Source organism: Asanoa ishikariensis (genome assembly GCF_900107455.1).
In the GTDB taxonomy this organism is placed as follows: Bacteria; Actinomycetota; Actinomycetes; order Mycobacteriales; family Micromonosporaceae; genus Asanoa; species Asanoa ishikariensis.
In genome coordinates, this window is sequence record NZ_FNQB01000003.1 from 1050944 (window position 1) to 1064190 (window position 13247).

The following is a 13247-nucleotide window of genomic DNA, read 5'->3' on the forward strand; positions in this document are numbered from 1 at the left end:
TGAGGCTGACGATGGGGGTACGTGATGACACTGCGGGACGACTCGACGGCGATGCAGGACGACCTGGTGCGGGTGCGGCGCGACCTGCACCGGCACCCGGAGGTCGGGCTCGACCTGCCGCGCACGCAGCGGTTGGTGCTGGACGAGCTGGCCGGGCTAGGCGGGTTGGAGATCGCCCTCGGCACCGCATTGAGCTCTGTGACCGCCGTCCTGCGCGGCGGGCGACCCGGCGCGGCGGTGCTGCTGCGGGCCGACATGGACGCGCTGCCGCTCACCGAGGCGACCGGCCTCGACTACGCCAGCCAGGTCGACGGCGCGATGCACGCCTGCGGGCACGACCTGCACACGGCGATGCTGGTCGGCGCGGCCCGGCTGCTGAGCGCACACCGCGACGAGGTGGCCGGCGACGTGGTGTTCATGTTCCAGCCGGGAGAGGAGGGGTGGAACGGCGCGGCCCGCATGATCGACGAAGGGGTCCTGGACGCGGCCGGGCAGCGGGTCTCCGCGGCGTACGGCATGCATGTGAGCTCGAACGGGCCGGCCGGACAGTTCGGCAGCCGGCCGGGAACGTTGATGGCGGCCACCGCGGACCTGAAGGTGACCGTGCACGGAGCCGGCACCCACGCCTCCATGCCGCACCTGGGCCTGGACCCCGTCACCGTCGCGGCGGAGATCGTGACGTCGTTGCAGACCATGGTCACCCGACGCTTCGACGTCTTCGACCCGGTGGTCGTCACGGTCGGGTCGATCCATGCCGGCACCAAGTCCAACATCATTCCGGACACGGCCGAGATCGAGGCCACAGTACGCACGTTCTCGGCGGCGAACCACGCGCGACTACGCACCGAGGTCACCCGGTTGTGCCGGCACATCGCCGAGGCGCACGGGCTGACCGCCGAGGTCGACTACGTCGACGGCTACCCGGTGACGGTCAACGACAAGCAGGAGTACGAGTTCGCCCGCGCGGTGGTCTCCGACGTGCTCGGCACCGAGCGGTTCGCGCCGATGGCGCACCCGATCAGCGCCGCGGAGGACTTCTCCGAGGTGCTCGACAAGGTGCCCGGCTGCTATCTCCACCTGGGCGCGAGCGTCGCCGACGATCCGGCGACGGCACCGGTCAACCACAGCCCGCGGGCGGTGTTCGACGATCGGGTGCTCGCCGACGGCGCGCTGGTCCACGCGGAGCTGGCGATGCGGGCGCTGCGCCGATCTGAGGGTATGCGGTCGGGGCCTGACTGACGCGGGCCCCGACCGCACGCCTTCAGTCGAGCTCGCGCTTCTCCTCGTTCGGCAGAGCCGCCTCGATGTGCTCCTTGCGGATCTCGCCGCTGACCGTCTGCTGCTCGGTCACGGTCTCCTTGACCATCCGCACCCGCTCGACGGGAATGGTCTCCTTGCTGATGACGGCGCGCTCGGCGAAGAGCTCGACGTCCAGCTCGGCGTCGATCAGTTCCGCGGCACTCGCCGTCGTTCCCGTGATCGGCTCCCGCACCAGGCGGACCTCCTCGTGGGAGACCGGCACGGTCATCTGCTGCTGTTCGGTCACCACGTACTTGCGCAGGTGGGCGTGGCCGATCCGTTCGCGCTCGGTGCCGACCGACAGTCGTTCCTCCGAGCGGGTCAGGAAGTCAGCGGTGCCGGTGGCCCGGTCCTCGACCACGTCGTCGGCCGTGTAGCCGGCGCTCGTGGTGGCGGAGGACCGGCTCGCGCCCTGCGGGCCGTAGTACTCGTGCAGGCGGGCGAACTCGTTGGCCGCGAGCGGTTCGGTGCTCGACCCGTCGATTCTCGGCGCGTCCTTCACCTGCGACTTGTTGAACGGCACCATCAGGCGGCCCCGCCGCAAGTTCGCTTCCGCGAGCGGAACCATCGACTCTTTCGCCCCGAACAGGCCCGTTTTCACGCTTGCCCACGCCGGTGCGCCGGAAGGGTCGCCCCATACGTGCCCGACGGTGCCGATCTTGTCGCCGTTACTACCGAACACATCTCGGCCGGTCAGCTTGGCGGCATCTTGAGTGGTGATCATCTGCCCAACTCCTCTCTCACCGCCGGTACCCGCGACCTGGTAAAACTCACCTCTTCCCAAGACCATGATGGAATTTCCCGAAGTTCGCCCTACGACGGCGATCAAGGGTGTTCAGTTGAACAAGGGGCCCTGGTATGCCAGCGACTCACCAGGTGGCGAAGACCCGGGCCTGACCGCCCGAACCTCCCTCGTACGGGATCAGCCCGACGTTGACCGTGGCTCCGTGGCGGGGCAGGCGGTGCAGGTTGGCGACGTTCTCCACCCCGTAGCGGTCGGCGCCGAGCAGGACCAGGTGGGTGTCGAAGGTGGCCGACACGCCCGGATCGATGCTGAGCGTGTCGACGCCGAGGCTGCGAATTCCCCTGCGGCGCAGCAGCCACTCGCACGCCTCCGGGCTGAAACCCGGGAAATGCAAGGTGCCGGCTGAATCCGTTCCCCGGTACGCGGCCGCGTCGCCGACCTTCGCACCCCAGCCGGAGTACATGAACACGGCCGCGCCGCGCGGGATCCGGTCGTAGCGGCGCTCGTACGCGATGAGGTCGTCGACCGTCACCGTGGTGTCCGGGTCACGCGAGGCCCGCCGGGCGATGTCGACCACCACGACCGGCGTGACGAGCTCCTCGATGCCGATCTCGGTGGCCAGCCGGCCGCCGGCGACGAAATGCCCGGGCGCGTCGACGTGCGTGCCGTAGTGCTCGAGGATCCGCCACTCCTGCATGTAGTAGCCGTTGTCCTCGATGGTCACGTAGGTCCGCCTGGCCGCTTCCTCCCCCGGTGCGAACGCCGGGAACGAGGTGGTCAGCGGGTGGGTCAGGTCCGCGATGCCGCGCCGGCCCGAGGCCTGGGCCGGTGCGGCGGGCGCCAGTGCGGCGCCGGCGGCGACCAGCGCGCCCCCGAACAGGGCCGCCCGTCGCGTGACGGTGTTGGTGGTCGGTGTTGGACACTCCTGCGTCGTACACATGCCGACATCACACCATTGACAGGGCCCGATAGCACGTGTGAACCTCACCGGCGAGGCCGAGGCGTGGGAGCCGGGCCGGGTGCGGCGCCAGGGCAGGCGCGCCGCACCTCCGTTCCGCTCCGTCCGCGCATGTCGGGTGGCGGCGGCCTCATGCCCTCCGGAGTGCGCACACACCCCGAGAGGCAGACATGCGCTCATTTCGCACGTGGTGGCCGGCCTTACTTGCGGCCGTGCTCGCCGCCGCGGCCACCCTCGTCTTCGCGCCGGTGCGGTCCACCGCGGCCGCCGCCGACTCGTACACCTGGAAGAACGTCCGGATCGATGGCGGTGGCTTCATCTCCGGCATCGTGTTCAACCCGGGCCAGCGCGACCTGATCTACGCGCGCACCGACATCGGCGGCGCGTACCGCTGGAACGCCAGCGCGGGCTCCTGGGTGCCGCTGCTGGACTGGGTCGGCTGGGACCGCTGGGGCTGGAACGGCGTCCTCAGCATGGCCGCCGATCCGGTGCAGACCAACAGGGTGTACGCCGCGGTCGGCATGTACACCAACAGTTGGGACCCGAACAACGGCGCGATCCTGCGCTCCACCGACCGGGGTGCCACCTGGCAGGCGTACCCGCTGCCGTTCAAGGTCGGTGGCAACATGCCCGGCCGTGGTCAGGGCGAACGGCTCGCGGTCGACCCCAACGACGGCCGGATCCTCTACTACGGCGCCGAGGGCGGCAACGGCCTGTGGCGCAGCACCGACTACGGCGCCTCGTGGGCACGGGTGACCGCGTTCCCCAACGCGGGCAACTACGCGCAGGACCCGTCGGACCCCAACGGCTACCTGACCGGCAACCAGGGTGTGACGTGGGTCGACTTCGACTCGTCCACCGGCACGTCCGGTTCGGCGACCCGGACCATCTACGTCGGCGTCGCCGACAAGCAGAACCCGGTCTACCGCTCGACGGACGCCGGCGCCACGTGGCAGCGGATCCCGGACCAGCCGACCGGATATCTCGCGCACAAGGCGGTCGTCGACCCGGCCGGCGGCTTCCTCTACATCGCGACCAGCGACACCGGCGGCCCGTACGACGGCGCCAAGGGTGATGTCTGGAAGCTGTCCCGGTCGACCGGCGCCTGGACCCGGATCAGCCCGGTCCCGTCGACCAGTGCGGACGACTACTTCGGCTACAGTGGACTGACCATCGACAAGCAGAGCCCCGGCACGCTGGTGGTCGCCACGCAGATCTCCTGGTGGCCCGACGTCATCTTCTTCCGGACTCGCGACGGTGGCGCTACATGGTCCCGCGTGTGGGACTTCAACGGCTATCCCAACCGGGCCAACCGCTACACGATGGACATCTCCGCCAACCCGTGGCTCGACTTCAACACCGCGCCCTCCGCGCCGGAACAGACGCCGAAGCTCGGTTGGATGACGGAGTCCCTGGAGATCGACCCGTTCAACTCGGACCGGCTGCTCTACGGCACCGGCGCCACGCTTTATGCCACCACCAACCTGACCGCGTGGGACAGCGCGAGCGGCACGTTCACGGTCCGGCCGATGGCCCGTGGCATCGAGGAGACGGCGGTGCTCGACCTGGCCAGCCCACCCTCGGGTGCGCCGCTGGTGAGCGCCCTCGGCGACATCGGCGGTTTCCGGCACGACGACCTGACCGCGGTGCCGGCCAACTTCCACGACACACCCAACCTGGGCAGCAACACCAGCCTGGACTTCGCCGAGGCGAACCCGGCGGTGATGGTCCGCGTCGGCAACGGCGACCGGGCGGCCAACCCCAACCTCAACCGGATCGGCGTCTCCACGGACGGCGGCCGCACCTGGTACCAGGGCCAGGAGCCCGGAGGCGTGACCGGTGGCGGGACGGTGGCTTTGTCGACTGACGCCAGCGCCGTGGTGTGGAGCCCGCAAGGCGCGGGCGTGCACTACTCGACGAGCCGGGGAAGCTCGTGGACCGCGTCGTCGGGCATCCCGGCGGGCGCCGCCGTGGAGGCGAGCCGGGCCAACGCTTCCCGCTTCTTCGGGTACGCGGCGGGACGGGTCTACGCGAGCGCGGACGGCGGGCGGACCTTCACCGGGGCGGCCTCGGGCCTGCCGGACGGCGGCAAGCTGAGGACCGTCGGCGGTGACGTCTGGGTGGCAGGCTCCGGTGGGCTCTACCGGTCGACCGACAACGGCGCGACGTTCGGCCGGCTCAGCACGGTGTCGGCCGCGGTCAACGTGGGCTTCGGCAAGGCGGCACCCGGGCGTTCGTACCCGGCGGTCTTCCTGGTCGGCACCGTAGACGGCGTCACGGGCGTGTTCCGCTCGGACGACACGGGCGCGTCATGGGTGCGGATCAACGACGACCAGCACCAGTACGGGAACGCGGGCGAGGCGATCACCGGCGACCCGAGGGTCTTCGGCCGGGTCTACCTGGGCACCAACGGCCGAGGCATCCTGGTCGCGGACCGTCAGGGCCCGGACCCGACCGCCTCGCCGACAACCTCACCCACGGCCACCCCGACGGCGACGCCCACGACCGGACCGACGCCTACGCCTACTGCTGGCCCTGGTGGCTGCAGCGCCACGTACCGGGTGACCGGCTCGTGGCAGGGCGGCTTCCAGAGTGAGGTGACGGTCCGCAACACGGGCAGCACGCCGACCACGGCGTGGACGGTGACCTACACCTATCCGAGCGGCACGCAGGTCACCCAGGTCTGGGGCGGCACGTACAGCCAGTCAGGCACCACGGTGACGGTCCGCAACGCGACCTGGAACGGTGCGCTGGCACCGAACGGGATCACCACGTTCGGCCTGCTCGGCAGCGGTTCCGGGACACCATCCGCAGTGACCTGTCAACGGAGCTGATTCCACGAACGGAGCGCTACCGCGCCCGGCGGTAGCGCTCCGTTCGGATCGTTCACGGACCCGAACGTTCCCAGCACACCTCGCCGGTCAGGGGGTCGACCAGGACCAGGTTCCCGCGCCAGCAGAGTGGCCGGTGGTCGTGGTTGATTCCGCAGGTCTCCCGGATCAGCAGGTGCCGCCCGTCCGGAGTGAACACGACGGCCGGGAGAAGGTGACGCACGCGGTGCGCTCGCCCGCCTCGGCCTCGCCGATGATCCGCCTGTTGGCAACGTCGACCAGGACCACCCGCTCGTCCCGGAGCGCGACGGCGACCCGGCTGCCGTCGGCCGACAGTGATTAGGCGCTTCGCGGTCGCTTCGTAGGGGAGGATTCGGTCTTCCGTGCCGTGGACGACCAGTACCGGCACGTCGATTTTCGGCAGGTCGGGGCGGAAGTCGGTGAGCCAGGTGTCGACGCACGCGTACGTCGCGAACGGGGAGCTGCCCGCGGCGACCTGGAAGCTCGCCTCCCAGGCTTGCTCGCTGATCCTCTCGGGCATCAGCTTGTCGACGTTGTAGAGGTTGTCCAGGAACCCCTTGAAGTAGGCGTAGCGGTCCTGCACGATCGCCGACTTGATGCCTTCGAACACCTCACCGTCGACGCCCTCGGGGTTGTCGTCGGTCTTGAGCAGGAACGGCGGGATCGCGCCGAGCAGCGCTGCCTTCTTCACCCGGCCCGAACCATAGGTCCCGAGGTAGCGCGTCACCTCGCCCGAACCCATCGAGAAGCGGCGCGGGGTGCGCCGTCCCGCACCGGCGACGCACCCCGCACGTTCCTTACGCGGTCTCGGCATGTACGCCGGGACGACCCTCCTCGACCACGAAGCTGGCGATCGTCGATACAGCGGCGTCCGGAGTGGACACCTGCGGCACGGCGCGGTAATCGCTGCGCCAGGTGCGGTTGTCCACCGTGCACCGGACGTAGCCGCGGCGGCCGTCGTAGAACTTCATGTGCGGGTTCGAGGCCAGCCACTCGGTGCCGCGGGTGTCCATCGGGGCGCCGTCGCCGCCCGAGGTCACCGAGGTGCCGAGGAACTCGACGCCGACCGTACGCGATGCCGGGTCGTCGAAGTTGTGTTTGAGGTCCGCGACCATGCTGCAGTGCGCGTCGCCGGTGATCACGACCAGGTTCTCCACGCGGCGCTTGACCACGCCGTCGAAGAGGCGCTGGCGGGCCGGCTCGTAGCCGTTCCAGTTGTCGTTCGGCAGCAGCTCGCCCGGGCCCGGGCGAGCTGCTGCCGGCCTTGGCCATCACGGTCTGCTGGGCCACGATGTTCCAGGTGCCGGCCGAGTGGCTGAGACCGTCGATCAACCAGCGTTCCTGGTCGGCGCCGAGCATCGAGCGGGCCGGGTCGTCGAGCTCGACCGGGTCGGTGGTCTGGTCGTCGCGGTACTGGCGGCCGTCGAGCAGGTTGAACTCGGCCAACCGGTCGTAGCGCAGCCGCCGGTAGATGCGCATGTCCGGCCCGTGCGGCACGGCGGAGCGGCGCAGCGGCATGTGCTCGTAGTACGCCTGGTAGGCGGCGGCCCGCCGGCGCAGGAACGACTCCGGGTCCTGCGCCGCGTCCTCCGACCGCTCGTCGGCGTAGTTGTTCTCCACCTCGTGGTCGTCCCAGGTGACCGCCCACGGGAATCGGGCGTGCGCGAGTTGGAGGTCCGTGTCGGTCTTGTACTGCGCGTGCCGCACCCGGTAGTCCGCCAGCGAGAAGATCTCCGTCGCCGGCAGGTGCGCCCGGCCGAGCGTGCCGGCGGCCGGGCCTTCGTAGATGTAGTCGCCGAGGTGCACGACCAGGTCCAGGCTCTCGGCGGCGAGGTGGCGGTACGGGGTGAAGTAGCCGGTCGGGTAGTTCGAGCAGGACACGAACGCGAACGCGAGCTCGCGGGGCCGGGCCGACGCCGCGGGCGCGGTCCGGGTGCGGCCGACCGGGCTCGTGGAGTTGCCGGTGCGGAACCGGTAGAAGTACTCGCGATCGGGCCGCAGCCCGTGCACCTCGGCGTGCACCGCGTGGCCGAGCGCCGGGGTGGCGCGCTCGACGCCCTGCTTGACGACGTGGCGGAAGCGCTCGTCCTGCGCGACCTCCCAGCGGACGGGGACGACGTGCCGGCTCATGCCGCCGAGGCCGTCGGGGACCAGTGGCTCGGGCGCGAGGCGGGTCCAGAGCACGACACCGTCGGGCAGCGGGTCACCGGAGGCGACACCGAGGGTGAACGGGTCGAGGTGGTGCTTGGGGTCGGCCATGACCGGGGCGGCGCTGACGCCGGCGATGGTCGCGGCCAGTCCGACGCCACCGGCGCCGGCAAGAGTGAGGAGTTGGCGTCGGTCGATACGGTGCGACATGGGTGGGGGTTCGCCCTTCCGATTGACAACGCGTGCGCCATCGATGATCAAGAGTTCAGGTGAGTGCCGGGTTGCGTCCGGCTGAGCATCCGGGGGCGACCGCCTGTCCGTTCCGGCGCGCCGCCGCCGGGCGGACGGGGTGCACCGGCCGTACCCTGGCGCTCTGTGTCGACCGTGTGGGCCGTGCTGCTGCTGGCCGTAGTGCTGGCGTTCGCCGTGGTCCGGCCGCGCGGCCTGCCGGAGGCGGCTGCCGCCGTGCCGGCCGCCGCCATCGCCGTCGGCGGCGGACTGGTGTCGTGGGCCGCGGCCCGCGACGAGATGATCATGCTCGGCCCGACCGTCGGCTTTCTGGCCGCGATCCTCGCCCTGGCCCACCTGGCCGACGCGTGGGGCGTGTTCGGTTTCGCCGGTGCGCTCGCGGCGCGCGCCGCCCGGGGCAGCCCGACCCGGCTGTTGACCGTCGTGTTCGGGATCGCCGCGGCGGTCACCGCGGTGCTCAGCCTGGACGCCACGGTCGTGCTGCTGACGCCGGTGGTGTTCGCGACCGCGGCGGCCGCCGGGGTGCGGGCGCGGCCGCAGGTCTACGCGTGCACGCACCTGGCCAACGCGGGGTCGCTGCTGCTGCCGGTGGCCAACCTGACGAACCTGCTGGCGTTCAGTGCGACGGGGCTCACGTTCCTCGGCTTCGCCGGGACGATGGCGCTGCCGTGGCTCGCGGTGCTCGCCGTCGAGTACGCCGTGTTCCGTTGGTTCTTCGCCGGCGACCTAGCCACCCCTGCGCGGCCGCAGCCGGTCGCGCCCTCCCCCGCACCCCGGTTCGCGCTGGTCGTGCTCGCGCTGACCCTGGCCGGCTTCGCCGCCGCCGAGCCGATGGGTGTGGCGCCGGCCTGGGTCGCCGCCGGCGGCGCCGTCGTGCTGGCGGTGCCGTTGGTGGCACGGGCTTCCGCGAAAGGCCGCACCGCCCGGGACATCGCCCTGTCGACGAACCCGCTGTTCTGCTTCTTCGTCTTCGGGCTCGGCGTGGTGGTGCTGGCGCTGCGCCGCAACGGCCTCGACGACCTCATCGCGGCGCTGACACCGAGCAGCGCGGACCTGCTGGGCCTGCTCACGGTGGCCGCGCTGGCCGCGCTGCTGGCCAACATCGTCAACAACGTGCCAGCGACGTTGGTGCTGGTGCCGGTGGTGGCGCACACCCCGGGGCTGGTGCTGGCCGCGCTCATCGGGGTCAACATCGGGCCCAACCTGACGTACGTCGGCTCGCTGGCCACCCTGCTCTGGCGGCGCATCCTGCACGCCCGCGACGAGCCACCGTCGACCTCCGCTTTTCTCCGCCTCGGCGCGATCTCCGTACCGGCGTGTCTGCTCGCGGCGGTTGTGGCGCTATGGGTGGCTCTGAAACTATCCACAGTGTTATGAAGGTCGTCGTCTGGTTGGCCGAGGGCACCTGGCAGGCGTGCGTCGATGCCGCCGCCGAGGTGGCCCCGCCGTCCGCGTCGATCACCCTGCTGCACGTCACCGACCCGGCTCTGGCCTCGGACGTGTCCGACGCGTACGCCGGGCTGGTCGGTCGGGGGTCCGGCACGCGCGACCCCGGTCGTGCCCTCGACGCGGAGGCCGCGCACGCCGCGGAGGCCATGCTCGCCGCCGCGGCCGCGCGGCTGGACCGGGCGTCGTCGCCCCAGCAGCGGCGTGGGCGACTGGAACGCGAGGTCGTCTCGGCGGCCGAGGGCGCCGACCTGCTGGTGGTGGCCCGCGACGGGCCGGTCACTCGGCTCGGGCCGCGCAGCCTCAACCCTCCGACCCGGTTCGTTGTCGATCACGCCCCGTGCGCCGTCCTGCTGGTCTGGCCGACGGCCCCGCCGCCGGTCGACACGATCCCGCCACCGCCACCGCACAAGGCGGCACCACCTCACAAGGCAGCCCCGCCACCCCCGCCGCACCATCGTTGATCTAGCGAGGTCTTTCGAGCTCGTCCGACAGCGGGCGTAGTCCTGCGCGCATGGCGTCTTCGTCGCGGCCGTGCTGGGAGTACGCCGCTTGGAGTTGCGCTACCGCGCGCCGGTACGAGCTCTCGTAGAGCTCCGTGTCCACGGCGGCCAGGCCCTGGTAGAGCGCGACTGCCTCGTGCCGCGCGGCGAACTCACCGGTGTGGTCACTCAACGCGCAGGACTGGATCGCCAGGTTGGTCAGGGCGCTGGCGAGAGTGGGTTGGTGCGCGCGGTTGTCGGCGGCGAGAACGCGGCAGAGGGTGACGGCCTCGGCGGTGGCGGCATGGGCCTGCCGGTGTTCGCCCAGGTTCCACAGGCGCACGCCGAAGTTGTCCAGTGCCATCGCGAGGTTGGGTTCGTGGGCCGGGTTGTCGGCGGCGAGGGCGCGATAGAGCGTGATGGCTTCGGCGGTGACGGTGTGAGCTTGCTCGTGTTCGCCCAACGCCGCGAGACGGACGCCGAGGTTGGTCAACGCCATGGCGAGGTTGGGTTCATAGGCGGCGTTGTCCGCAGCGAGGAGACGCCGGAGCGCGACGGCCTCATCGGTAGCCAGGTGGGCCTGCCGGTGTTCGCCCAGCTCCCCCAGGCGGATGCCGAGGTTGTCCAGGGCCATGGCGAGGTCGCGTTGGTGGGCCGGGTTGTCGGCGGCGAGGGCGCGCCACAGGGTCACGGCCTCGTCGGTGGCGGCGTGGGCCTGCCGGTGTTCGCCCAGCTCCCACAGGCGAACGCCGAGGTTGTTCAGGCCGCCGGCGAGGTCGGCTTGCTTAGCGGGGTTGTCGGCGGCGAGGGCGCGCCACAGGGTCACGGCCTCGTCGGTGACGGCGTGGGCGTGCCGGTGCTCGCCCAACGCCCACAGGCGCACGCCAAGGCTGTTCAGGGCCGAAGCGAGACGGGGCTGGTGTTCGGGGTTGTCGGCGGCAAGGGCACGCCACATGGTCACGGCCTCGTCGGTGACCGCGTGGGCCTGCCGGTGCTCGCCCAGCTCCCACCGCCGGACGCCGGAGCTGGTCAGCGCCGTCGCGAGGCGGAACTGGTGCTCAGGTTCGTCAGCGGCGAGAGTGCGCCAGAGGGTCACGGCCTCGTCGGTGACGGCGAGGGCCCGCCGGTGTTCGCCCAACTCCCCCAGCCGGATGCCGAAGCTGGTCAGCACCGACGCGAGGCGAGCTTGGTGTGCGGGGTTGTCAGCGGCGAGAGTGCGCCAGAGGGTCACGGCCTCGTCGGTGACGGCGAGTGCCTGCCGGTGTTCGCCCAACTCCCCCAGCCGGATACCGAGGGCGTTCAGAGCCGCGGCGAGGGCGGGCCGGCCGGTGGGGTCGTCGGTGGGCCGGGCGCGCCGACAGCTCACGATGCGCCGCGCCGAAGCGACCGCGGTGCGGGGCAACTGGCAGTCGATGATCTGTTGGTCGAGCGCTTCGAGGGTTGCCTCGTCGGTGTCCACGTCGGTGATGAACGCGGCGAGATGATGGTCGAGCGCGGCGGTGTGCTGCACGGCCACGAGCCGGATCGCCAGGAAGACCACGTCGGCGCCGCCGTCTCGCCAGAGCTGCACGAGCGCCGGAAGCGCGGCCGGGAAGACGCTCGCCGCCCGCGTCAACACCGCGGCGGCCCACCGGCGCTCCCGCTGGTCCAGATCGGCGAGCAGTTTCGCGGCCAGGTCGGGCTGCCGGGCCAGTCGATCGACGATGAACCAGTCGCCGAACAGATCCGGCTTGATCCGTACGCGGGTGTCGTCCGGCTCTGAGTAGAGGTGCGCGACCCACCGGGCGACATTGCGCAGCTTCTCCTCGGCCGCGTCGGACAGATCGGGGACGCGACGCAGCGCGCGCACCGCGGAGTCTTCGTCGGCGGCGCCCCGCAGGGCCATCGCCAGAATGCAGCGCTGCCGGGTCAGCGAGCTGAGCGAGGACACCCCCCACGTCGAGGGCGTCGCGGCCGACTCCCACCACGCCTCCTCGTGGGTGAACAGCGCCCCGATCACGTCGTCGACCGGCAGCCGCCGCACCGAGCCGGCGCTGGTGGGGTGCCCGTCGACGGCCAGCGCGGTCAGGAGCGCCCTGGCGAGGATCATCAGCATCGTTTCGTGGTCGTCGCCGACCCGCCCGGCCAGCACGGTCGCGGGCGGCGCCAGGACCTGGAGGTCCCGGGCGAACCGGCCGACGGCCTGGACGTACCAGCGCTCCCGGTCCCCGGGGCCGCCGTGTGCGCCGATCTCCAGGATCGGACCCCGGGTCAGCGAACGGGTCGTATCCGGCACCAGGGGCCGCAGCCCCGCCAGCAGCCCGGCGCCGTCGCGGGCGATCAGCAACACCCGCACCGGTGGGGCGCCGCGCTGCCCGGCCAGTGTCGAGAGGAATCCGGGCAGGTCGGTGCGGGTGTCGGCGTCGTCGACGAGGATCAGGACCGGATCGCCACACGCGACGATCGCCGGCAGCGCCTGCTCGGCCAGACCCGCGACCAGCGACCCCGCGAACCACGGCTCCGCCAACTCATCGGCGAGCTCGATGCCGAGTCTGGTCTTGCCGACCCCCGCCGGCCCACACACCACCAGCACCGAGACCGCGGCGTCACCGCCACACCACGCGAGCAGCTCGTCGAGCTCCCCGCGCCGACCCTGAAACGGCAGCGCCCGCCGCGCCGCCACCAGCAGCCCGAAGACATCACCGTCCGCGGCTTCGACCTGATCGATCGGAGCCAGCACCCGCGACCGTGCCTCGACGGCGGCCGTACGCTGGTCCCGCTGCCGCAGCCGTACCTCCCAGACCACCCAGCACCCGGCCGCCACCACGACGCTGAGGATCAACGCCCACGACAGTTTCGAGGTCGCGAGGTTCGTCAACGCGCCGACCACGACGGCCAGCAGCGTCGACACACCTGCTGGCATACCGTGCCGCGCCCATTTCGGATTCATCCGCGACTCCTCGACCGACTCCCAGCCGCCTTCCAGACTTCACTCCCCGTTGCCGTGCCGGGATCACCCAGTAGGTCAGAAATCGGCCCGGAACCGACATCCCATTCGCGAGACAGCAGGTGAGGCAATGCGGAGCCGA

At 71.3% G+C, this 13247-nt stretch carries 9 protein-coding genes and 1 pseudogene; 4 read left to right on the forward strand and 6 right to left on the reverse strand.

The annotated features are described in order from the left end of the window. Positions 1–24: 24 nt before the first annotated feature. Entirely contained in the window at positions 25–1239 is a 1215-nt protein-coding gene (locus BLV39_RS28865; RefSeq protein ID WP_090799732.1) for a M20 metallopeptidase family protein, read from the forward strand. Between the two features lie 22 nt (positions 1240–1261). On the opposite strand, the gene BLV39_RS28870 is transcribed toward BLV39_RS28865, so the two are convergent. Both BLV39_RS28870 and BLV39_RS28875 read right to left on the reverse strand, forming a co-directional pair. Then, the gene (locus BLV39_RS28870) at positions 1262–2023 is read right to left on the reverse strand and encodes a PRC and DUF2382 domain-containing protein (RefSeq protein WP_090799735.1); all 762 of its coding nucleotides are present in this window, start codon (positions 2021–2023) and stop codon (positions 1262–1264) included. 145 nt (positions 2024–2168) lie between these two features. Beyond that, positions 2169–2984, reverse strand: a complete 816-nt coding sequence (locus tag BLV39_RS28875; protein ID WP_090799737.1) for a cyclase family protein — start codon at positions 2982–2984, stop codon at positions 2169–2171. A 188-nt stretch (positions 2985–3172) separates the two neighbouring features. On the opposite strand from BLV39_RS28875, the gene BLV39_RS28880 reads away from it, so the two are divergent. Then, entirely contained in the window at positions 3173–5836 is a 2664-nt protein-coding gene (locus BLV39_RS28880) for a cellulose binding domain-containing protein (protein WP_090799739.1), read from the forward strand. A gap of 52 nt (positions 5837–5888) precedes the next feature. On the opposite strand, the gene BLV39_RS43725 is transcribed toward BLV39_RS28880, so the two are convergent. The 3 genes and pseudogenes from BLV39_RS43725 to BLV39_RS45145 all read right to left on the reverse strand — a co-directional run. Continuing rightward, positions 5889–6545, reverse strand: a complete 657-nt coding sequence (locus tag BLV39_RS43725) for an alpha/beta fold hydrolase (protein WP_218137098.1) — start codon at positions 6543–6545, stop codon at positions 5889–5891. A gap of 106 nt (positions 6546–6651) precedes the next feature. Continuing rightward, a complete protein-coding gene (locus BLV39_RS45140; protein WP_373315201.1) occupies positions 6652–7026 on the reverse strand; it encodes an alkaline phosphatase D family protein in 375 nt (124 codons plus the stop codon). 139 nt (positions 7027–7165) lie between these two features. Continuing rightward, positions 7166–8212 (reverse strand): annotated as a pseudogene (locus BLV39_RS45145) (alkaline phosphatase D family protein); the annotation flags it as partial. 165 nt (positions 8213–8377) lie between these two features. Between BLV39_RS45145 and BLV39_RS28895 the strand changes: the two are divergent. Together BLV39_RS28895 and BLV39_RS28900 are read left to right on the forward strand one after the other, a co-directional pair. After that, on the forward strand, positions 8378–9628 hold the full coding sequence (locus BLV39_RS28895) for an ArsB/NhaD family transporter (protein WP_090799741.1): 1251 nt from the start codon (positions 8378–8380) through the stop codon (positions 9626–9628). Beyond that, positions 9625–10161 (forward strand): universal stress protein, encoded by a 537-nt coding sequence (locus BLV39_RS28900; protein ID WP_090799744.1) that lies wholly within the window; start codon positions 9625–9627, stop codon positions 10159–10161. Before BLV39_RS28895 ends, BLV39_RS28900 begins: the two co-directional genes overlap by 4 nt. A gap of 1 nt (position 10162) precedes the next feature. Here BLV39_RS28900 and BLV39_RS28905 read toward each other — a convergent pair whose 3' ends face one another. Next, the gene (locus tag BLV39_RS28905; RefSeq protein ID WP_143049917.1) at positions 10163–13108 is read right to left on the reverse strand and encodes a tetratricopeptide repeat protein; all 2946 of its coding nucleotides are present in this window, start codon (positions 13106–13108) and stop codon (positions 10163–10165) included. Positions 13109–13247: the final 139 nt, after the last annotated feature.

Excerpts from the sequence above, each read along its gene's own strand:
- BLV39_RS28865 (WP_090799732.1), top strand. The coding sequence starts at position 25 with ATGACACTGCGGGACGACTCGACGGCGATGCAGGACGACCTGGTGCGG.
- BLV39_RS28870 (WP_090799735.1), bottom strand. The coding sequence starts at position 2,023 with ATGATCACCACTCAAGATGCCGCCAAGCTGACCGGCCGAGATGTGTTC.
- BLV39_RS28875 (WP_090799737.1), bottom strand. The coding sequence starts at position 2,984 with ATGTGTACGACGCAGGAGTGTCCAACACCGACCACCAACACCGTCACG.
- BLV39_RS28880 (WP_090799739.1), top strand. The coding sequence starts at position 3,173 with ATGCGCTCATTTCGCACGTGGTGGCCGGCCTTACTTGCGGCCGTGCTC.
- BLV39_RS28900 (WP_090799744.1), top strand. The coding sequence starts at position 9,625 with ATGAAGGTCGTCGTCTGGTTGGCCGAGGGCACCTGGCAGGCGTGCGTC.
- BLV39_RS28905 (WP_143049917.1), bottom strand. The coding sequence starts at position 13,108 with ATGAATCCGAAATGGGCGCGGCACGGTATGCCAGCAGGTGTGTCGACG.